This is a genomic window from Marinobacter vulgaris, from assembly GCF_003344045.1.
GTDB classification, from domain to species: Bacteria; Pseudomonadota; Gammaproteobacteria; order Pseudomonadales; family Oleiphilaceae; genus Marinobacter; species Marinobacter vulgaris.
In genome coordinates, this window is record NZ_QFWX01000003.1 from 436665 (window position 1) to 458259 (window position 21595).

Below are 21595 nucleotides of genomic sequence, written 5' to 3' on the forward strand. Positions count from 1 at the left end.
TCGTTCCTCGTCAGGCTTCTTCCCAGGGTGCATGTCGGAGCGTTTCCGATACGATCCGGTAGGACTGATCGGTTGCACCGTCTCCATCCAGGTAGGGTGCAGCGAAAGCCCTGCGTACCAGTTCCAGGTGCAGGATCTTGCCGCGGGAAACTGGCTTGAGAATACACAGCGCCCGCTGCCTGCCCGGTGCATAAATGACCTTCTCGACAATACCGTCACCACTCGCGCCTTCCGCCATTGTCAGCCATTCCTGTTCCGTCAGTGCCAGTCGGGTTACCGGCACATCGTCGCCACTGGTGACCTCCTCGGGGAGGGCCCGGGTGCGGTGCATGGGCTCTGACGAGTCCACCATGACCGCCACTGGTTGAGGATCGCTATCGGGGGCTGCCTGCTGCCAGAAGATCAGCACCCGGGGTTGCGAGGGTACGCCCATAGGTTCGAGGCCGGCGCCAATCAGTGCATTGTCGAGTTCGGCGCCTTCTGGCTGTCGTGATGCGAACTGCGTCGCTATGGCCTGCATGGCCCCGGTCGCAATGGCTCGATTCTCGGTAGCGGTGCCGGCGAACTGGGTGACGAAGTCCTCGGTGGAGGCGAAGGCACCGGTGCTGAATGACCGACGAAGCACCCGCTGGCCGACAGTATTGGCGTCGGCACCGATATCGACCGCTTCGATGTCCAGTACGTAGTCGGTGTAAGGGTCCAGTGGAATGGGAATCGTGACCTGGGTATGCCTGACCCGTTCACCATCAACAGGCACGCAGGGCCCGACTTCCGCTAGGACATCCACCAGCACGCTTTCAAACGGGGACAGTGCATGAGCCTTGACATTGTCGAGGGTGGCCGCTGTTATCGGGAACGGGTGGGGGACACCAGGCTCCTCGACCTGCCGGAAGGACGCAGCCTTGAGGCGGGCCCGCAATTCCTTGCCATAGGCGGCATAGAGCCGGTCAACGTCGTTGGTTGCAAACACCACTTTGAGCTCTTCGTGACCAAACACATGCTGCTCTTTCTCTGCCGGTGTGGTGCACAAAAGCCAAGGATCCAGCCGCTTCGGGGCTTCGTCATCGGTACGGAACCAGAACGATTCGGTCTGCACGTCCCCAGTCTGAACACTCCCTTCATCATCCCGAACCGACACATTGGTGACTGTCGTGACCTTGTAGGTCTTGCCCGGAAACATCAAGGCGATGTTGCCGCTTTCCGGGCCCAGGAAACTCTCCACCACCGACCGGTTACGCTGGATCTGGGTCTGGTCGTAGGACTCCCGTTCGGCTTCCGCCGCAGTGGTCAATTCGATAGCGCCCACGAAAAAGGGGCGTCCCAGATGTTCCATTTTCCGGGCGGTTTTAAGATCAGGGTAGAGCATGCCGATATTGACCCTGACCGTACCATCGGGGGGCTCAAGCGTAACAAACAGTGCCGATCGCTGCCCAAGGCTGGTCTGGCCATAGAGCACGGTGTGGTAGATGCACTCTATCCAGGGGCCACTCATGTCGGTCCAGTGCGATGGCAGGCCGGTGAGGCTTACCAGATCGGTGACACGCACCGGACGTTCTCCGATCACCTGGTCATCATTATCGAGATAGTGGATGACAAGGTTACGGCCGGCACCGGTTTCCTTATTGAGCAGCCGTTCGCTGGCCCAGAGCAGGACTGCTCCAGCCTTGAATTGCCCACTGTCGATCTGGATAACGTCAGAGAGCGGTCCGTGTTTATGGTTAAGATGATCGAGTTGTTCAGCGATAGCGTCTGAGTCGGCCCGGTTACCGAAGACGACCGGCTCCCCGATGTCCCACAGGGGGGATGCAAGCACGCGGCCATCACAGTTTGCTTCGTCTAGCGTTGAAGGATTGCGGGCGCCGGTGGTTGCCGTACCCGTCGCCGGGTTGTTGGTAACCCCTGAACTTAACGCTGTCAGCCCGGATAACAGCTCACTGCGATGGACAATATCGCCGGCAGCAACCCGGCGAAGCGCCTCGCTGATGACCAGCGGGCTGGCATCCAGGCGGTCGGCCAAGCGGTGGCCAAAGCTGCCCTCGGTGGCGGCTGTCAGCCGGGCCCGATCTTCGGCTAGCCGGTCACTGAAGCGGGTCAGGCGCCCGGACCGGGCGCGAACCCGCTCAGCAACGGTACCGAGGCTGCCCGTTACGGATGGTGCGCGATCTTCCAGGGGAACCCTGATACGTGGGTCAATCTCCGTGATCGCCGGCCGGTCTCTCAGCAAGTCAGCAATATCATGGGGCAGGGCAAGAGCGGGGCGAACAGTCTCGTGGGTCGGGTCGTCGGTGCCATCGTTCTTATCCCCGGCGGGGAAACAGCGGACCTTGCCCCCCTGAATAATGGCGGGCACCAGGCCCCGACGGCGGTCAAGGTCACGCACGCCGGTTCGCCAGGTTTCGTGGACTTTGAGGAACAGTTCGGGTTCCGAGGAGCGCTCAGTGTCTTCCGGGTCGGGCCAGGCGATGCCTTTAATGTTCCATCCGTTTGCGGATGGCCCCAGGGGCTCATCACAGAAGGTCCAGAGTACTGCGGCGGCAGGGGCTGCGTCATGGCAGACGGTACCCCAGCGATCAATCACGGTGTCGACCAGGTGTTCCGTGCGTTCCAGTGCCTTGGGCGTCGGATTCGGCACCCAGTTGAGAAGCGCCAGTTGTGCGGTCAGGTTGGTATCCGTGGGGGAATTGTGAGTCCACCAAACCGAAGGCTTGTTGCCATCCATTAGGGCTGGGGAGCCATCCGATGTTTCCAGCCGCACCTCAGCCAGATCGTAGCGATAGGCAAAATCGCCACGTTTAACAAAGCCATCGGCCGGTGCTCCGGGGCTTCCTTCGGGGCTGGATCCCATAACCGACAGGCCATCATCCCGCGGCGTGGCGGACATGGTTAATACCGGAATGGCGTCAATCGGCACTTCCGGCATGCTACCTGCGTCTGCCGGCTGGGTGGCTGAAGCAATGCCATCGCCGATCTTGCTGTCGATACCTCTGTCGACCCCGGTCCCCTGGACTAGCGCGGGGGAACGACTGACCAGGGAGGTGGCGGTGACCAGCCTGGGCGCCGGGGGCAGGATCTTGTTTTCCTCGCCGATATGAAAATCCACGCACCCCTTGAGGGTGAAGAAGAACAGGTCCAGCTCGCCACACACCTCGCCATCGATGCGTGAAATTTCGGAGCGAACACCATCGATGACTTTCTGGCCGATCTGAACGGCAAGTCCGGCCGAAGCGGATAGTGAAATAATGAAGAGCTTTAATTCCCCACGCAGATAGAGAAGCCCTCCAACGTAAAACGGATCAAACCCCAGGATGGCGTTAAACCCCGCGGTAACCCTCAGGTAGAGGTTTATCGAGGTATTGCCCCATACCAGCGACACCTCAAGCCCCATGGCCAGCGCTGTGCCCTGTACCGCCGGAAGCGCAGGCAGGTTCGTTCCGGACGGTTGATAGGAGGGAATGCCGTGCCCGGAGATCATCACGTAACCGGCACCATCAAACACTTCCAGAATCTTGATACGGGTTGGCCCCGGCATCGGACGCCCGAGGCCATCGCTGCCCGGAAACGTTCCCAGGTACACGTGCCAGTCGCTGCCTTCCTCAAGGTTGAAGTACGCTTCGATGGGGATTTTTATTTCTACGATCGGATCAATCGAGAAGTCGATGGACAAACCGATGGTCAGGGTGCCGCGCCCGAAATCCAGATCGATGACACACAGGAACGTACCTTCGGCATTCTTGTCCTTGAGCGCGGGCAGTACCGCCAACAGGTTGGCTTTTACTACAAGCAGGACACGGGGGCCGGGAAGCTCCAGGAGGAACATGCCCTTGACGTTGAAGATGATCGGAGACCCCATGGTGCCAAGGGTGATTCCAACCCCGAATGCCCATTTATTGAGCTCCGGCTTCCACGCCTGCAGGTTGGTCGGGTTGCCCTGGGCTCGGTCCTTGAGCCATGCCAGGGCCGGTGTCAGCGAAGTAATGCCATCTTCGTCACGGGCGTAATGCATGGCGAACAGGCCAAGGAAACCATAGATACCGAAGCCGGATTGGGCGAGCGGGATGGCGACCGGCAGTTCCACTTCAAGGGCGATCGCAACACCGGTGGCCGGGCCACCTTCGGAAGCCGGAATCTGGGCCACCGCGATCTGCGCAGCGACCCTGAGTTTTACCGGAATCAGTGAAATGTCGATGCCGCCCTTGATCTCCATAGCGCCACCGGAGTTGTTCATCTCCATGTAGCCCTTGCCCTCGATCACCCCGGGGACTTTCAAGCCGGCCCCGAAGGCGGTAAGTTCCGGCGGCCCCAGTGGATCCAGTGGCAGGCGAATACGGGCACGATCTACCGAGATCACGCCAAGATCGATGGCAAAGCCCAGGTCAATCTCGAAATTGAGAGGATTAGTGCGGGCGATGCGCGCACCGAGTACCTGAAGTATCTGCCCCAACGGATCTGGCAGGCGGATCTGGCCAGGACCGGAAACATCGATGGTATAGCCTTTGGACTGTTCAAAGACCGGGCGCAACTCCCAGGCAGCAGTGGAGCCGGGCGGGTAGCCGAACTTCAGGCCGATGGCCTTGTAGCGAACCGCGAGTGGGGTGTCCCGCGGAATTTCCAACAGCAGGAATCCTCCGAGTTTGATTTTCGCGGAAATAGCCGTCTCAACATCAAACAGTATCGAGGTTTCCCAGCGGTCACCCTGACGACGGAATGCCGCTTCACCCCCAAACAGCACGACCCGCTCGACGTTGAGCAAAGGTTCCCCATCTACCCGGATCTCAGCAAGTGCTGACGGCAGAGCAACCACAGCGGCACTGAGAACAATGGGTGCAATACCGCCATCCGCAGGGTTTGCTGGCGCAATCTCAGCGAGTAGCGGGGTAAACACCGTGGTCATGCCCAGAATATTGCGGCCGGTATTCGGTGCCTGTAGCGCCTGCCCCTGGAGTTGCCCGGTTTTTACCAGACCATCTTTATCGTTGGGATCGGCGCCTATGTAGAGTTTGATCTCGTCGCTCTGGCTTGCCGGATCTGTCTGGTACAGGAACAGGTAATCGACAATGCCGTCGGCGGGGTTATTCCCCATGCCTTCGATGGAGGGCACAGAGACGCCGCCCGTCGTATCGAGGTGCTCTTCAAGTGCAGTTTCAAAATCGACCGACCCTGAAAGCTCCAGCGCTACAAACTGATCCTGTACCACCCGAACTTTCAGGCGTGCTGACCGGAACCAGGAGGGGGGTGGAGGATTGTTTGGCGGATTGTCACGGGTCGGTGGTTGCGGCGGGGGTGGTGTGGGAGCCGCAGGCCGCTCGATTTCGCCGTCAATAACGGCCCCTGGCATATTGACCGTGAAATTCCGGATCTCGGCTTTCCACCAGGCTTCCCTTGGCTCGCCATGACTTTTCCAGCCGGAGCTGACGTTGCCGACCCAGGCGCCAGGGGGCGTTGCCCCGGGTCCAATAGGGGTGGGCAGAAGGTTAACAGTAAACCCAGCCAGAGCGGGTTCTGATTCGATCAGGGTGCGCAACCCGTCGGCACGGCGTTGTGACAACAGATAGTTGTAGGTAGCCTTCTGGTCATCGCCTTCGTAACTGGCGGTACCTTCGATGGTGATGGATTTAGGCGTAATTCGGGACAGTACTTCCTGCCATGCAGGAATGAACGGCCGTGCCGGTGGTTTCCAGGTTGCATTGCTACTGGGATCGACTGCCTGATCAGCGCTGGTGTTATCGGGATTCAGGACGTAATTGGCGGGATCGGACTGCCCCGGTTTGTCGAAACGGAAATAACCGTCGATTCGGGTGAACGTGTCGCCGGGCAACGTGGCGCGTATGGTTTTGGTCTGACCTCCGTCCAGATCGACCTGGACTGTGGACGAAATGGACGCCGGGCCGCCGTCGACCTGCCATTCCGTTGCTGGATCGGGAACGACGCCATCTACGGCAACCACCACGCTATCTCCGGAATCACTGATCAGGCGCAATGGGGGGGCAGTTTGCGGCTGGCCCTCGAGGGTAATTGAGGTAGTGGTCAGCGTTGCGGCTAGATCCGGTTGAGCGCCAGGGGCCGGCTGCTCCACATTCGATTCGCGAAGATTGGCAGTAATGGTCAGGGTGCGGTTTTTTTGCGGACTGCTGGTATCCGCCGCGGTGACGGTAATGGTCTTGCCTGCTGCGCCTATGCTGATGTCATGAACAATACCGGCGTGACCGGAGCCATCGAATTCGGCATTGACAGAGTAGGGCGCGCGCCCCCCGACCACATCAACCACCATCCGGGTTGTTGCAGGCAAACGCACCTCGGCAGTTGTATCGGTCAACCGTGTAATGCCGATCGCGCGTCCCTGCTGGTCAAAAAACCGGGCGCTCAGGGCAAGCTCACCCGAGCCTTGATTGATAACCGCGAGATCAAAATCGCCGGTTATGCCACTGGAATCACCCAGGCCAATCAACAGGTTTTCCACCCCGGCATTGACGGCAAAATCCTCAGCACCATTGGGCGCGAAAAACAGCCTGATCTCAGGCAGGTACAAGCCAGTCCAGGTATCGTCGAAGCCGAACTGCTCAAGTACCTCCGGCGGGGTGTAGCCGTCCGAGAGGTCAAGAAATGCGGAGCGGAAGGCAAATCCGATCACGCGCCCGGAGCCGATGAAGGCATAGGCGGGCTCCATGGTGATCAGCTCGGCGGCAGCCATATCGCCGGGGTCGTCAAGCCCGGAAACACCCAGAGACACCAGCGATACGTCCAGCACTGCCGAGGCATTACTGCCCTGACTGACACGGAGCTTGATTCTGGGCAGGTGGAAGACCACATCGGGGCGCGAGGAATCGGGCACCAGCAAGCCATTGGCTTCCATTTTTGCGGGGCTCAGAAACGGTGGCCGAAGCTCAATTCCTGACAGCACCAGGTCCAGCACAAATCCGGTTCCCGGGTAGTCCGAGGGTGGCGCATCGCTGGGGTCAGGGTCCCAGGCATCAAGAACGTCCCGTACCGGCTGAAAATCGGTATCACTACCTGGAATGGAGGCCTCCCCGGTGGCAATAATGTCACCGGCTCTCCGGGGTACTGTTAGCGAAAACTCGACTTTGGTGTCGGTAATATCGAGCCAGGGTTCGCGACGGTCGGGCTGGGTACGAGGATGGCCTTCAGTGTTGGCAGCACCAGCCCGCAAGGTACCGGTGGTGGGATCGAACGACGGTGGGTCAATGTCGCCTGAGAACCGGGCAATTCCCCGGATCACCAGCCCCTCTGGGCCGAGTGTCGTTTCGTAGGACTCCACATAAATGACAGAGAGTACCGCATGCCATGTGGTGGTTTCCCCCTTTAAGAGATAGGGGCGGATAAGGTCTGCCAGCGCCAGATCGAAGACCATAACTATCGCTTCCGAAGTTGGTGTTATCCATGTACACCACCGGCGCTATACCCACTGAAAATGTGGCAGTCGAAACGGAGTTATTTAAATCCGGTTTTGGAAATTCCTGTCTCCATGAACCGGCTTCTGTATACGGTTTGTAATTGGCAGAAACACCCTGTCAAACCATAACTGAGTTTCGTCTCACTATAGCTCACGCCAATGGCAACGCCGGACCCTGGGCAAAGCGGTACCACGCACCAGAACTGCCAATATTGCGCATAAATACGAAACTTCGAGGGGACATCAGCCAGCGGCGGACGGCTCTGCACGCTCTCCCTGACTAACAAAAGGTATAGGATGGGGCGGGAGAAAGTGCAAGATCGGTTTATATCTAATTTTTATAAATAGAGCGTAGTTCTTGCGAGGTTTATTCGAATAAATAAACGGTGTGGCTACATGAATTTTATGTGGCCACATTATTCTCAATACTTTATTAATGAATATTCAAAAAGTGTTTTCATGGCACGGCCTCATGTTTCATACAAACTCTAATCCGTATGCCTGCTGGAACATAGACGCCAGATACGGAAGGAGTAATCCAAGATTTGGTTTGATAAAGAACTTCAACTAAAGGCTCGGCTTCTGCAGAGTTCGTCAAGGGAGGAGCCTCTCAGTGGATCCTAGAATAGAGAACACGGTTTTATTTCCACACAAAGTGCTAAATTCGTCGTCCGAGTCAGGAGTCGGATTTTTCCAACTCGGGGTGGACCTAATATGGGGGCAGGTCATTGGGAGCTGCTAAACTTATTTCAAACCATCGTGGAATTTTCGTAGGAGTGTCTTGGCCAATGCACATAGCGCACCTTGGTTTCTCACTACTTCTCCTGTTTCTCTCTGTCGGCGTGGCCGCTAAAAACGACACTCTCGACGCAGCGGCGTCGGATCCGAAAAACCTGGGTTTGATGCAAGGTTTTCCACCACCACCAGACAAACTGGTAACGCAGCCAGACTCCAATTTTTTCAGTTTTCCGAAGCTTCGTTGGACGGTTTGCCATTTTCGCGAACTTTTGCCGACGGAGCAGGTTAGCCGTGGAATTGGCGCACCGGTTCCCCTTGAGTACAACCTCAATGAGGCTGCAATCGATGCGCTGACGTTTACACCTATGGGCAGCAGCGAAACGATGACGTGGGAACAGTCGCTGGCAGCAAACTATACCGACGGCATGCTCATCATCCATCAGGGAAAGATTGTCTACGAGCGGTATTCCGGGTGCCTCAATGAGACCGGCAAACACGGAGCCATGTCCATGACCAAGTCTATGACGGGCCTGCTTGCGGAAATACTCGTGGTTGAAGGAAAGCTGGACGACAATGCACTGGTTTCCTCCATCGTTCCAGAGCTTGCCGACAGTGCATTCGGATCAGCAACTGTCCGGCAGGTGATGGATATGACCACCGGGCTTGCCTATAGCGAAGACTACTCCGATCCCGACGCCGACATATGGATTTACTCCAGGGCGGCCAGTCCTTTACCAAAGCCTCCAGGCTATAAGGGACCCGACGGTTACTTCGAGTACCTTCAGACTGTCAAACCCGAAGGCAATCATGGTGATGCTTTTCACTACAAAACGATTAACACAGATGCCCTTGGCTGGATAATTTCACGTGTGTCCGGTTTGGAAGTTACCGAGCTGCTTTCAGAACGCATATGGCGTCGGATGGGGGCCGAGCAGGACGCCTACATTACGGTAGACGGCAAGGGCACACCGTTTGCCGGCGGCGGCCTGAGTGCAGGTTTGCGAGATCTGGGGAGGATCGGTCTGCTGATGCTCAACGAAGGCGAGATTAACGGCCAGCGACTGTTTCCATCGAAAGTGGTTGCCAACATTCGCGAGGGTGGTAGCAAAAACGCTTTTGCAAAGGCCGGCTACACGACCTTGGAAGGCGGCAGCTATCGCAGCATGTGGTGGCTGCTTCACAACGAGCACGGTGCGTATGCCGCCCGAGGCGTTCATGGCCAGACGATCTTTGTCGACCCCAAGGCCGACATGGTGATCGTCCGGTTTGCTTCCTATCCAACAGCGAAGAATGAAAAGATAGATCCTACTTCCTTGCCGGCTTACCAGGCGGTAGCTGAATACCTTATGTTGGATTAGCAGGGCAGAAGGTTCACTTCCCAAACGAATCAGTCACGCGGCATGAGGCTGAACTTCCCGGGCTACCTGTTCCGCTTTACTGATCTGAGCCCGCCTAAGCTCATACTCAGTTTGCAGATTTAGCCAAAAACGTTCGCTAGTCCCGAAATAGCGGGCAAGCCGCATAGCCGTATCAGCCGTGATGCCTCGATTTTCCCGGACGATTTCATTCATTCGCGTTGCTGGAACATGGAGAGCCTTGGAGAGGGCGTTAACGCTCATTTCCAACGGCTCCAGATATTCTTCCCGAAGGATTTCCCCGGGGTGGATTGGGCGCATACCGTTTGTGGTCATAGCGTTTCTCCCTTAATGGTAATCAATTATTTCAACGTCTACAGGACCATCGTCCGTCCATCGGAAACACAAACGCCACTGCTTGTTAATCCTGATGCTGTGCAAGCCTTCACGATCTCCGGTGAGCGACTCAAGACGGTTTCCTGGTGGCGACTTGAGGTCATCGAGAACTTCTGCAGTTTCAAGCATAATCAGTTTGCGTTCAGCTACCGACTTGATCGAGGAGAACCGCCGGGTTTTACCGGACTCAAATAATGTCCTGGTATCTTTGCACCGGAAGCTTTTAATCATGCTGGAAGGTTATGACGTTTATCGTTAAGCGTCAAGAACTCACAAGTCATACTGCGCATAATGTATATTATGTTAAATGTACTACCAAATGCGATAAGTTGTGGAGACGTGGATGGACGACAACACAGCCATCAATAATCGGTCCTGATTTTTGGTTCCATGCGCCGTTGTCTGACGGGTTCAAAGGTCATAGCATGGCTAATAAGTAGTTAATGGCCCATTGGAAGGAGCTCTTGGACCAGAACGAGATCAGGCCACCGAGATGTAAGGCAAACATGCCAGGGAGATCAGCGCTATGAGTGTACTGAAGAGTAAGTCAAATAATCGGAAATCCGCATTAACCTCCACTACCATGCCTGCCCTAGTTCGGGACTGTGCGGGCGTAAGGTATATGGCATTGGGGTTTGTGCTGGCGTTTACCAATCTTCCCGCCATCGTCTTTGCCCAATCATCGTGCCCAGGAATTCATGTGAAAATTCCGAACATCAAAAACAGCACCGGGACGGTAGCTTGTGCACTTTTCGAATCGCCAGAGGGCTTCCCTACTGAGTTTCTTCATTCCGCGACCAATATAATGATGATGAAAATTCGAGATACGAAGGCACGTTGTAACTTCCTGGATATTCCTCCAGGAACCTATGCGTTGGCCGTCATCCATGATGAGAATATGGATGGCAAACTCAACACTAACTTTCTAGGGATCCCAACAGAAGGCTTTGGTTTTTCAAGCGGCGCAGAGGCTGCGATGGGTGCTCCGTCATTCGAGGCTGCCAGCTTTTCATACGATGGGCAAAACCTGGATCTGACTATTAGACTGAATTATTAAGGGCTGCCCGGCATCGAAACTGAAACCAATAAACCACCTTCGGGTGGTTTTGTGTTTTTAGGACGCAAAACATACGTTTAACATTATTTGACATCTTTAAACACATATCTTCTTACCACCTCTCTGCGATCTATGTAACTTGTTTACTGACTCGGGAGCCAGCCATGACGAACTTAGTAGGCATGATAGACAGGCTGCCCCCCCCCAGAATTAGACAGGTGCCCGTGGCATTTTCTAAAAAGCCACGGCCGAGCTTGCTGACGAAGAACCGGATTACGGGAGTTCCCTCATGAATATTGCCAAACACCGGATCGATGACTTGTACCTATCACGCCTGACTGCGGATCTGTTCTACGAGGAAGCCTCCCGGATCATGGAGGAACATGCTGTGCGGTGTGCCAGTATTGTCATCGATATGCCGCTCCAGTACAGCGAGCCGGCGGATGCATTAGGCTCGCCATACTCAGAGCCGGACATCATCTTTCGCCCTCGACAGAAGAATGGGACCAAAACCGATGAAGATTGTCTGGGGCTGGAAAATGAGAAACCAACGCTGAGCCTGTATCGCTGGGAGTCCAGGCTACCCCGCGCTCAGGGCAACGGTGACATCATCGTGATGGCCGAAAGTCTCGACCAGGCCCGTGACTTCGCGCGTCTTCAGGGCCGCAAATACATCCACGAACACAATAGTCTTCTGGAGATTCTGCGACTCAACAAAGACCCGGAATACGACGTAAAACTGGCCGAAGAACTTCAGGTTCTTGAAGCGGACCTATCGAGTGAGCCTGAACTTCTATCATCCGGTGTGGTTCTGGTACGTGGGTCATGACTGAATCGTCTGACTCCGTTCTGTAATTGCAGCCCGGAGTTTGAACCTCCGGGCCCACAATACTCCCTCTACCGAGCGTTTTATAAGTCCAGGGTTTTCGTTACTGGCGTGTTTCATTCAAAATTTCAGTCTTTCCATGGTCGGCTATTTCACTCGTAACCCGCAGCCCAACTGGTTCGGCCGAGCTCTGTGCCCCGGACAACGTCGGTCTCGGGAACCAACGACAGGTCCCCCACTTCCCTCGCGTCATAGTGGAAAACACACAAACGTGAAGCAAACTCGACGAATGGGAGCGACGCTTCGCCGTAACGCTCGCCATTGCTCTGTGTCGAGCAGTTAATGCCCTGGCCCCAGTCCTGGCCGCTGTCATTATTGGGATTGAAAAAATAAAGCCGCATCAGGCCATCGCGATCAAGATTGACGCGAATAATGGTTATGGCGTGACGTCCAACGAGGCGCCCTCCACTATCGGTTACAGCTATACCGGCCGGCTGTGGGTGGATGACGGGTATGTTGCCGTTGTAGTAAGGGTGATAACAGGCATAAAAGTGGCGGATAAAACCCTCATAATCATGAATTTTTCCGGTCTCCCGACTGGTGACACTGAGAAAGCCGTGCCCTACCCACCAGCCATACATTTCAGGATTGATCCATCGATGCAAATCGTCGTCGCGCACGCCGCACAGTCGGCCCATCTCGCCATATACGCGGTCAAGGTGTGGTATCAGAATCAGTGAAACCGGATCGACATCGGTTGGGGGTTCCTTCGCGAGGCCCGCTTCCAGGTGCTGAGAGTTAATGGTCTGGCCTTCGAACCGCATAACCACGTCGTCATCACGGGCAGCCCAGGCGACCAGTTGCAACAGGAAGTCAGCATCATTGAAGGACCACATGGAAAGGCCAATGACTGACTGGCAGGTCGGGTTGTTACCTTGGCCAACCCCTAACGGCTGCCCCAGAAGACTCAACACACCGGCCAGCAGATACACCCGCGGCGGGTGTGCATCACCGAAAACAGCACTCAGTTTGTCCGCAGCGGTCTTGCACAGCTTCAGTTCCAGCTGCCGCCATAAACCCGCAGCCACCGGCGGCGTAAACAGGGATCCGCGTTCAAGAAACATGGCCAAGCCATAGACAGCCTGGCAGGTTTCCGGATGAATAACCTGATCAATCAGTTCATGCACAATCTGACGGTAGCATTGGAGCACATCGTTGCCGGTGATGCTCAGGCCCAATGCCAGGGGTAGCAGATCATCCCGGTGCTCCCGCAGCTGTCGTAACAGCATCGGATGATAGGGCGAAACCATGCCGGTCTCCTGCATCCTACTGGCAAAGCCTTTCGCCTCTTCAAACAGTGCAGCATCGTCCATGGCGACCAGGCGTTCACCGTAGACCGCGAGACCCGGATCGTCACGGCAGCCCGGAGTTGGCCCGAATAAAGCGCTGACCAGACGCTCCGCTTTGTGCATGCCCGAGGTCTCGATTGCCGGATCGAACAGGCATTTGGCAATCTGGCTGACCATCTGTTTGATGCTGTCTGTCTGAATCGGGCGTTGAGCCAGCAGGCGCCGTACTTCATCCACCAGGCTGTCGAGAATGCTCTCATAGCCCAGCCTGTTAAGCAGAAACTGATAAAGCGAATTGACGATGTGCCCGAGCCCTTGCGGACGCTCCCGATCCGCTTCGCTCATCTGACCTGACAGCAGGTCCAGGTTCAGGGCCGTCACCTGAGTCAGGAAGTTTCTGGCCTGTTCCGCGGAGATTCCGGGATGCAGATAATCACCCATGGCCACGGCCAGCAGGCGAAGCTCACTCAGCGCTTCGATGACCGTATAGGCAGGAGCTCCCTGGCGTAACGTTCGCACGGCCAGCGCTGGCCGAAGAATGGCAGGTTGGTTCCAGTCACTGTTGGCAAATACGCCCTTGGCTTCCATTGCCGGCACACGATCGTACAACGCGTCCAGTCCGCCGGGAGCGGCCATGACCTGAAGTGCCGATTCCAGTACCTCGGTATTCGGCGCCAGCGGGTTGCTTTGGTGGGCCAGCGCAAGCTGTTCCAGGGCCTTGTCAAACGCTGCCACAGAAGCGCTGGTATCGGGATTAGAGCCGGAGAGAGTCACGATATCTTCCTTGCCTTTAATAAGCGGTATGTGATCTTCCAAAGATGCTCTTCTGGCATGGCGGATGCAAATGATTCCGGGGCTTTCGTTTCCATTTGTAACTATAGCGACTATATTGAGGGGGATGGTTGGGATTCTGTGACCCCTGAAATCCGCAGAGTGAGAGCTTCATTAACCAAAGTTTCTCGCCTGGCTCCGGGTCACCCAGCCCCCATCAACCACAACGCCTAACGGCTCAGTTTACTGATGCGCTCTATACTCAGCGCCGTTTTTCTGGGCAACCAGCAAGGAGAACATCGAATGTCTATGACATCGGAAAAAGAGTTACCCGCAGAGGTAGCGGCTTGGCGCGATCCGGAAATGCCCTCGGTCAAAGGCACCGAGACCCCGAAAGATCCGAATAAAGGCTATATCGCCCTGCTTGGCTGGAGCGTAAATGCGATCAAGGCCGCACAGAACTTTGACCGTCGCTACATTGTAATTGCGCCTGAATGGGCCACGGATTTCTGTACTGCCAACAACATACCCTTCATTCCTTGGGATTTTATCCGTCTGAACGATCGTTCCATGGAGATTGCCACAAGGCTGAAAGAAGAAGGTGTTGATGTTGCCATTCCGCTGTTCGAAGAAACGGTTGAATGGTCCGGTGCTATCAACTCTGTCCTGATGGACAGCCCTCGCATGTACGGGCAGTCCATTCTGTTCCGTGACAAGGCCCTGATGAAGCGCCGCGCCCAGCTTGGTGGCATTCGCGTTGGCATCTTCGAGGAGGCCCACGAGAAAGAGGACATCGTCCGCTTCATGAAGCGTGTTAACCAGACTCTGCTCAAGCTTGATGGTGACCCGGACGATCCGATTCACGTCAAGGCCTTCGACAAGGCCGGTTGCCTTGGCCATCGGATGATCCGTACGCTGGAAGAAATTGACCAGATTCCGGACGAGGAATATCCCCTGCTGATGGAAAGCCACCTGAGTGGCTGGGAATTCGCGGTTGAAGCCTGGATCCACGATGGCAAGATCCAGTTCCTCAACATTTCTGAGTATGTGACCCTGGGCTATTCGGTATTCGTGCCTGCCACCCGAGAACTTGAAAGCTGGCGCAACGCGATTACCAAGCAGATCGAACTGCTGATCAAGACCTTTGATATCAAGTTCGGCCTGATCCATCCCGAGTACTTCGTCACGGCGGATGGCGAAATGTACTTTGGCGAGGTTGCCTACCGTCCACCCGGTTTTAAAGCCTTCGAGCTTATCGAGATGGCCTACGGCTTCAATGCCTATCAGGCATCAATGCTGGTATTCGATCCCAAAAGCACGAAAGAAGAAGTGGCTGCATTTTTCCCCCGCGAAGTGGTCGATGCGAAGGGTTATGCAGGATGCTTTGGTGTATATCCACGCCGTCGTGTTGTCAGCAAACTGCAGTTGCCCAAAGAGACTGTCGAGCATCCCTATTTCGTATCACACGAATTGCATGAGCCGACAGAAGAGACCGTTCCCGACCGGTCAGCCTTCGGTACTCACTGGGGCTTGGTGTTCTTCTTTGGTGACGACCCCATCACGATGCGGGATCTGCTGAAAGCACAGGAGGATCTGGACTTCTACGTCTAGACGGTCGCCACGAGCATCACAACAGTGTCCACTCGCTCTTGAGTGGACACTTATTTAAATCCCCTGTTCAACGCCATATCTACCCCCCCATTAATGAAGCGATCTCAGCCTTCTATTCAGCAGACGCTGAAAAAAGGCCTGCGGATCGGGCTCGGCAGCATAGTGTCGGTACGCCTTCACGCCAAAGACTTCCGGGGCCAGCTGTAAAAAAATCCGGCTGATCTGTCTCTCATGCTGAAACGCCGGCTGATCGAACGCCTCCAGCAACTGCTGCCGAAGAGCCTGGGGAAGGGTTGCGAGTTGTACCACGTAGGCGATGTATTCATGTGCCTCAAGTGAGGGCTTCGATATCTGGAAGTTGGCATGTGCCACCGCGTGAGCTACCTCGTGTGCTACAAAGCTTTGCCAAATGGTACGGCACATGCGCATCCGGAATGGCGGGTGGCGGAGAGCCATCAGTCGTGCATTTTTGAAGTTCGGAACCTTAATGTGAAAGCTCCTGGAATCGTAGGTGCCTGTCACTTCTGTGCCGTGTAGGCTCAGGGGGCGATCCACCAGATCAATGGTAAACTCAGCATCGACGCGAAAGCCCTGGCTACGCATAAACGCGAGTGTTGTACCAACAGCCTGGCACGCCAGCTCGCCGTCCTCCGCCTGGTCGCTGAACAGTGTGACGTTCGGGACGGGGCACGCAACTCTGGTGGCAGAGTAGCCGGGGGCGTTTACCAGCCACAACAGGGCAACCAACAGCAACTGCATGCTTATTGCTCCACAGCACTTGATATCGACCTCGTCGACGCGGCGCAAAATGATCTCCTTTCACTTAAACGGCCCAGCGGCACACGCAATAAAGCTTGTGAAGTTTCTACCATAGCACTCAGCGGCATTATTGTGGCGCCGATACTGGTACCCGATTTTTCCTACAACTACGACAGTTCTTGGTCTACGTTTACTAATGAGATGGCAGTATTGGTTAAGACCATTGGCAGTAATCTCGGACGATAAGATAAATTGATGATCGAACGAAAGGACGCCGATATGAAATGGACAATCGTATCAACCGCACTTGTGAGCTGCCTCTCCATTGGCTCTGCGACGGCACTGGCAGACTCCCACGGTAAAAGCACCATGCAACTGGCTGAAGAAAAACAATGTATGGCTTGTCACACTACCAGTGATGAAGTACCGCGGTCTCCCTCTTTCCAGAGCATCGCCCAGAAATACACAAAGGATGATGCGGACAAGCTTGTGCAGGTCGTTCTGAAAGGTGGCGAAGATCACTGGGGTTCAGCAAAGATGCCTGAAATGGATGAGCGAGCTGAAGTCAGCGAGGAAGAGGCAAGAAAGCTGGTGAACTGGATCCTGGACATGCGTTCAGGGACAATGTGAACGATCCGGAAATCAGCAACTGAAACAGGCCGGTGGTGATTGAATTGCCCCCGGCCTTCAGTTCCGTTCAGAGGATTCGACTGAATATCAGAAGTACTCAAACTCCAGGTCCTGATAGACGCGCCCTGCATTCTTTGCAGCAAGCTCTTCGAAGGTGTCGAGGTAGGACCACTGGGACTGGTCGATGTTATAGGCATCGTCCAAGCCACCCCCCTGCTCCAGAATTTCAATCACAGCGTTACGAAGGAACACGAGATATCCGCGGGTTTCTTTGGTAACCACATCAATGCTGGTCGGCTCACCGTGACCGGGAATTACAATCTGCGGGTCCAGCTGAGCTGTCATCTTGTCGAAAGACTCCACCCATGAGCCGGTATCGGTATCCTCAAAGACTGCCAACAAACGCTGGTGGAAGCCGAGGTCTCCGGTGATCAGCAGTTTTTCCGTGGGAATCCAGAGGGCTAGGTCACCCGGTGCGTGTCCCGGACCGAAATAATGCAGCTCAATCTTTACGTCGCCCATGTCGAGGTCGAGCCGGTCTTCGAAACCAATATCGGGTACCGCAACATAGGTGCCTTCGGCTTTATCCTTGTTTCTGCTTTGCATGGAGGCCAGCTTGGCTTCTCCCTGGTGTTTGAACTCCTCGATTGCCTCGTTCTGGGCGATGACCGGAATGCCGTGGTCCCGCCAGTAACTGTTGCCCAGCATGGAGTGGCCCTGGGCATTTTCATTGACCACGTACTTGACATCTTTGTCGGTAATGCTGCGGATGGAGTTGTGGAAGGACTGTGCCAGCAGGTAGTTGTCACCGCCATTGAACACCACCACGCCTTTTTCCGTGATGATGAAACTGAGGTTGTTGTTGTGACCATGGTTTTCGTAGGTCCCCGGTGCGGTCGCACCTATGGCTGAGTAGACCCGATCCGATACCCTGGTGAGCTCCAGTTGCTCCGGAATGCCACTGCTGGCAGAGACAAACCCCGGAAGCATCAATAAAGCCAGAAACAGCCCGCGAAAACCCATTGTTATTCTCCTTCTTGCGAACCCACCGGAACGAACGGTCACGCTATTCCGGAGCTCTGAAAACTGCCTCGGATAACGCCGAGTCATCAGGCAACCCAACAATCTTGCGCACTTCTCCATCCGGATTTTTGTAAAAAACCGTTGGCGTTATTGCTACGGACAGACTCTCCATCAGCCGGTTATTGCTCTGGACCCGTTTCCGCAGGTCCTGCGGTACATTTTCATCGGCGACCAGCCAGTCTCTCGGAAACTGGCTGTCATGGAAATCAAGCTTCCCGAGCGGGTCGTCTGCACCGAGGACACTGGCCGCCTTGGCCAGGCTGGAGGGTTGAATGATGCCGACCATGATATGCCGCAACTCGATGCCCCGCTCCAGGTAAGGCTGGGCCTTTTCCCGGAATGTGACACAGTAGCCGCAGTTGGGATCGAAAAAGACATAGACAATACGCTTGGCGTCACTGGGCCCTTCTGATATCCAGGCCGCATCCGCGAGTTTTTGCCAGGCTCCGGCCAAATCCGGCTCGGGCAGCCAGTTTCTGAGGTGTTCGGCGCTGAGATCCTGGCCGAAGCCGTCGACCATCTTGCCGACGACGATGTGCTCGCCGTCAGGCATAAGGTAGAGGGAAACCGGATGTCCGTCCCTGCGGCCGACAAAGCCTTTGACGCCTCCCGGTGCCTCGAAGCTGGCTTCCACCTTGAGACCCTCATCAACCAGTACCTGGACGGCATCCGGATAGGCGGCCAAAGCTATGGAAGGAAGTAAGAATAACGGGACAAGGCCTTTAACTAGTGTACGTAACATATTGATCACCATTCTTTTCAATAGGCGAAGATCAAAAAGACGCCATTTCCAGGTCCATTTCCACGGCGGCAACGCCTGCCATGGCACAGTTTTCATCGGTCTCACCGGAAGGTGCACCACTCACACCAACACCACCAATGGTTTCACCACTTGCCTGGATGGGAACGCCCCCGGCCGAGAGCAAAACCTTCTCGACCTTGCCGACGGAAAACGGGCCGGTAAAGCGGTCTTCCAGGGACGAGGTCGGGCTGGTGAAGGTCATGGCGGTATATGCCTTTCGGTAGCTGACTTCCAGGGACAGGTCCATAGCGAGTACATCCCGCAACACCACCTGGGGATGCCCGCCCCGATCCACCACTGTGACTGCGACCTGAACGCCCTGCTCCCGGCAGGTGTCGATTGCAGTTTTCGCGATGGTCAGCGCGGTGTCCATGGACAGTCTCTTGATCTGGACCATCACCGGCTGGTCACTGTCCTGTGCGCCGGCAATACCAGTGAACGCAAGGGCTGACACGAACATCAGGGATTTCGACAGTTTGGTCTTCATGGCATGCTTCCTTTTCAAGGCCAGACGATCATGGGCGAACGAGAACATAGCCTTTCTCGACTTCGTCCAGAATATGAGCAACCCCCACGTCGACCGGGATGATTTCAGGATGGAGCTCCGGACGTTTTCCGGTGTCTCTCTCGATGGTATTGATGGTGTTCATGCAGACGGTGAATCGTACGCCCTGGGCCATGAGGCTGCTGATCCTCTCTCGCCGGCTGTTGTCTGCATACATCAGGCGCACGCCTGGCCCGAACGTGGTTACCTCAATATCTATTGAATCCGGGCCGTAGTATTCCAGCAGGTTGCCAGCAACACTGAGTACCTTGTTCTGCTTCTCCTCCTCACCGTCACTTAATTGAAGCAGCAGGAATTTCTCGGCAAATGGCTTGCTCTCGCTCATCGGTTCCGCGCGAAGGGTGCCCGCTCCTACCAGGAGCACCAGGCCTAGCAACGCTGCCATAGATCCGGCAAAAAGATTCCTGTTCATCACTTATCCTGCATAGTCTTCAATGCCCGGATTGTCCGCGACATTCTTGAGAGTCGGTGTGTTGAACTTGTCGATCTTGACTGTCTTCTCCGACCTCAGGTAGTCAGCAACCACGTCCCAGATTGGCCGGCCGGGTGCCCGTGAGTTCACGGTGGCCCAACCAGCGACCTTGTACATTTTGTTGGCTTGGATCTGTTCGCCGTTATCCAGACGCATATCCGAGATCCGGCTGTTCATGCTGGCTGTTGGATCACAGGTGTAATCCATGCCGCCGACGCGCACCATGTCACCGCCCTGCTGGTAATACGGATCTTTGTTGAACAGGTTGTCGGCCACATCCTCCATGATCAGCATCAGGTCGGCGCCCGACATTTCCCGCACATAGGTTTCCGGATAGGTGATGGCCGTGGCGTTCATGACGTCGTCCATGGTGATTGCGTCCCCCGGAAGCACGGTGGTCCCCCAACGGAATCCCGGTGATAGGGAAATCTGCGCATCGAGCACTTTTCTCTGGGCGTCGCAGATTACCTGGTCCATGGTGCCGTTGAAGTTGCCCCGGCGATAAAGCAGGTCGTCGGCGATGGCCAGTTTTTCTCCGAGCTTGTCCATGTACGGCGCCCGGACTTTCTCGATAAAGCCGGTCATGTCCGGATCGGGTTTGATCAGGTCGGAAAAGACCGGCAAGAGCTTGTACTCGTAACCCCGGACACCGTTGTTGCCGATATCCAGATCCAGTACCGCAACGTATTTGCCGTTGGTGCCCGCGTTGCCTACCAGGGTAATACCGCCCGGATTCTTGACTTCCGTGGGTTGCGGCACTGCGTCATGGGTGTGACCGCCCAGGATGGCATCGATGCCGGTTATACGGCTTGCCATTTTGAGGTCCACGTCCATGCCGTTATGGGAGAGAACCACGACCGCATTGACCCTTTCCTTCTTCCGGATTCCGTTGACCAGTTCCTGCATCTCGCTTTCCCGGATTCCCATGCGCCAGTCAGGAATGAAATAGGACGGATTGGCAATGGGTGTATAAGGGAACGCCTGGCCGATGATCGCAACGCGCTTTCCACCAAGCTCGCGGATGGTATAAGGCTTAAAGACCCGTCCACTGGCCTCGTCGTATGACTCGGCCCCCATGAACAGGGCTTCATCGGACAGGAAAACGTTCTGGGCCAGGAATTCTCCCTTGAAGGCACTGAGATTCTTGCGAATCTGCTCTTCGGGATAGGTGAATTCCCAGTGTGCCGTCAGGATATCAATGCCAAGGCGGTTACTGGCTTCCACCATATCCTCGCCATTGGTCCAGAATGCGGTGCCGGAGCCCTGCCAGAGATCGCCACCGTCCAGCAGCAGCGAGTTACCGGCTCCAGCCTGGTCTCTCAGTTGATCAATAAGGGTCTTGAGATGGGCGAATCCGCCCAGTTTGCCGTACTCCTCGGCTGCCTCGGTGTAATCGAGGTAGGTGAACGCGTGGGAGCGTCGGGTACCGGATGGAATTCCGAAATGATCCAGGAAGTGACTTCCCACCAGGTGCGGCACCTTGCCCTTGCTGGGACCAATTCCCAGATTGACGTTGGGTTCACGGAAACGTACCGGTAACAGTTGGGCATGAATATCGGTGAGATGGAGCAATCGGACATTGCCGAACTTCGGTGCGTCGTACAGTCCCTCGCCGCCTTTAGCCAACGCAAGTTTCGGAGCAAGTCCTGCTACGGCTGCCGCTTGCATTGCCATCAGGAAGTCTCTGCGGGAAATTGTCACTGCACTCTCCTTTCTTTGTCGTTATTCGAGTTACCCGACTTCCCACGCACCGCGCCGGGAAAAGCCGGTAAG

General features: G+C 55.7%; 15 protein-coding genes. 5 read left to right on the forward strand and 10 right to left on the reverse strand.

Annotated features, from left to right (window positions below):
• Nucleotides 1-10: 10 nt before the first annotated feature.
• Nucleotides 11-7366, reverse strand: coding sequence for a hypothetical protein (locus DIT71_RS08240; protein ID WP_114612715.1), 7356 nt, complete (start codon nt 7364-7366; stop codon nt 11-13).
• 830 nt (nt 7367-8196) lie between these two features.
• Here DIT71_RS08240 and DIT71_RS08245 point away from each other — a divergent pair.
• The gene (locus DIT71_RS08245; protein ID WP_114612716.1) at nt 8197-9504 is read left to right on the forward strand and encodes a serine hydrolase domain-containing protein; all 1308 of its coding nucleotides are present in this window, start codon (nt 8197-8199) and stop codon (nt 9502-9504) included.
• Nucleotides 9505-9537: 33 nt separating this feature from the next.
• Here the strand turns inward: DIT71_RS08245 and DIT71_RS08250 are convergent, their stop codons facing one another.
• Together DIT71_RS08250 and DIT71_RS08255 are read right to left on the reverse strand one after the other, a co-directional pair.
• A complete protein-coding gene (locus DIT71_RS08250; protein WP_199490977.1) occupies nt 9538-9837 on the reverse strand; it encodes a HigA family addiction module antitoxin in 300 nt (99 codons plus the stop codon).
• 12 nt (nt 9838-9849) lie between these two features.
• A complete protein-coding gene (locus DIT71_RS08255; RefSeq protein WP_114612717.1) occupies nt 9850-10128 on the reverse strand; it encodes a type II toxin-antitoxin system RelE/ParE family toxin in 279 nt (92 codons plus the stop codon).
• A 295-nt stretch (nt 10129-10423) separates the two neighbouring features.
• Here DIT71_RS08255 and DIT71_RS08260 point away from each other — a divergent pair, with 295 nt between their 5' ends.
• Complete coding sequence (locus tag DIT71_RS08260; protein WP_114612718.1) at nt 10424-10954, forward strand: DUF2141 domain-containing protein; 531 nt, start codon at nt 10424-10426, stop codon at nt 10952-10954.
• A 289-nt stretch (nt 10955-11243) separates the two neighbouring features.
• Entirely contained in the window at nt 11244-11783 is a 540-nt protein-coding gene (locus DIT71_RS08265; RefSeq protein WP_114612719.1) for a hypothetical protein, read from the forward strand.
• Nucleotides 11784-11932: 149 nt separating this feature from the next.
• On the opposite strand, the gene DIT71_RS08270 is transcribed toward DIT71_RS08265, so the two are convergent.
• Nucleotides 11933-13903, reverse strand: coding sequence for a hypothetical protein (locus tag DIT71_RS08270; protein ID WP_114612916.1), 1971 nt, complete (start codon nt 13901-13903; stop codon nt 11933-11935).
• Between the two features lie 300 nt (nt 13904-14203).
• Between DIT71_RS08270 and DIT71_RS08275 the strand changes: the two genes are divergently transcribed.
• Entirely contained in the window at nt 14204-15511 is a 1308-nt protein-coding gene (locus DIT71_RS08275; protein ID WP_114612720.1) for an ATP-grasp domain-containing protein, read from the forward strand.
• Between the two features lie 90 nt (nt 15512-15601).
• On the opposite strand, the gene DIT71_RS08280 is transcribed toward DIT71_RS08275, so the two are convergent.
• On the reverse strand, nt 15602-16318 hold the full coding sequence (locus DIT71_RS08280) for a DUF6639 family protein (RefSeq protein WP_114612721.1): 717 nt from the start codon (nt 16316-16318) through the stop codon (nt 15602-15604).
• Nucleotides 16319-16525: 207 nt separating this feature from the next.
• On the opposite strand from DIT71_RS08280, the gene DIT71_RS08285 reads away from it, so the two are divergent.
• On the forward strand, nt 16526-16900 hold the full coding sequence (locus DIT71_RS08285) for a c-type cytochrome (protein WP_114612722.1): 375 nt from the start codon (nt 16526-16528) through the stop codon (nt 16898-16900).
• A gap of 87 nt (nt 16901-16987) precedes the next feature.
• On the opposite strand, the gene DIT71_RS08290 is transcribed toward DIT71_RS08285, so the two are convergent.
• From DIT71_RS08290 to soxB, 5 genes are read right to left on the reverse strand one after another with little or no spacing between them, the layout of a single operon-like run.
• Nucleotides 16988-17923, reverse strand: a complete 936-nt coding sequence (locus DIT71_RS08290; RefSeq protein WP_114612723.1) for an MBL fold metallo-hydrolase — start codon at nt 17921-17923, stop codon at nt 16988-16990.
• A 43-nt stretch (nt 17924-17966) separates the two neighbouring features.
• A complete protein-coding gene (gene dsbG, locus DIT71_RS08295) occupies nt 17967-18725 on the reverse strand; it encodes a thiol:disulfide interchange protein DsbG (RefSeq protein ID WP_158538962.1) in 759 nt (252 codons plus the stop codon).
• A gap of 31 nt (nt 18726-18756) precedes the next feature.
• Nucleotides 18757-19272, reverse strand: coding sequence for a GlcG/HbpS family heme-binding protein (locus DIT71_RS08300; protein WP_114612725.1), 516 nt, complete (start codon nt 19270-19272; stop codon nt 18757-18759).
• 28 nt (nt 19273-19300) lie between these two features.
• Nucleotides 19301-19762: a DsrE family protein gene (locus tag DIT71_RS08305; protein ID WP_114612726.1), complete on the reverse strand. Its 462-nt coding sequence runs from the start codon at nt 19760-19762 to the stop codon at nt 19301-19303.
• Nucleotides 19763-19765: 3 nt separating this feature from the next.
• Nucleotides 19766-21523, reverse strand: coding sequence for a thiosulfohydrolase SoxB (gene soxB, locus DIT71_RS08310; protein ID WP_114612727.1), 1758 nt, complete (start codon nt 21521-21523; stop codon nt 19766-19768).
• Between the last annotated feature and the right edge of the window lie 72 nt (nt 21524-21595).

What these genes read in the sequence shown, in the direction of transcription:
- DIT71_RS08240 (WP_114612715.1), bottom strand. Translation starts at nt 7,366, where the DNA reads ATGGTCTTCGATCTGGCGCTGGCAGACCTTATCCGCCCCTATCTCTTA.
- DIT71_RS08245 (WP_114612716.1), top strand. Translation starts at nt 8,197, where the DNA reads ATGCACATAGCGCACCTTGGTTTCTCACTACTTCTCCTGTTTCTCTCT.
- DIT71_RS08250 (WP_199490977.1), bottom strand. Translation starts at nt 9,837, where the DNA reads ATGACCACAAACGGTATGCGCCCAATCCACCCCGGGGAAATCCTTCGG.
- DIT71_RS08255 (WP_114612717.1), bottom strand. Translation starts at nt 10,128, where the DNA reads ATGATTAAAAGCTTCCGGTGCAAAGATACCAGGACATTATTTGAGTCC.
- DIT71_RS08260 (WP_114612718.1), top strand. Translation starts at nt 10,424, where the DNA reads ATGAGTGTACTGAAGAGTAAGTCAAATAATCGGAAATCCGCATTAACC.
- DIT71_RS08265 (WP_114612719.1), top strand. Translation starts at nt 11,244, where the DNA reads ATGAATATTGCCAAACACCGGATCGATGACTTGTACCTATCACGCCTG.
- DIT71_RS08275 (WP_114612720.1), top strand. Translation starts at nt 14,204, where the DNA reads ATGTCTATGACATCGGAAAAAGAGTTACCCGCAGAGGTAGCGGCTTGG.
- DIT71_RS08285 (WP_114612722.1), top strand. Translation starts at nt 16,526, where the DNA reads ATGATCGAACGAAAGGACGCCGATATGAAATGGACAATCGTATCAACC.
- DIT71_RS08290 (WP_114612723.1), bottom strand. Translation starts at nt 17,923, where the DNA reads ATGGGTTTTCGCGGGCTGTTTCTGGCTTTATTGATGCTTCCGGGGTTT.
- dsbG (WP_158538962.1), bottom strand. Translation starts at nt 18,725, where the DNA reads ATGTTACGTACACTAGTTAAAGGCCTTGTCCCGTTATTCTTACTTCCT.
- DIT71_RS08300 (WP_114612725.1), bottom strand. Translation starts at nt 19,272, where the DNA reads ATGAAGACCAAACTGTCGAAATCCCTGATGTTCGTGTCAGCCCTTGCG.
- DIT71_RS08305 (WP_114612726.1), bottom strand. Translation starts at nt 19,762, where the DNA reads ATGAACAGGAATCTTTTTGCCGGATCTATGGCAGCGTTGCTAGGCCTG.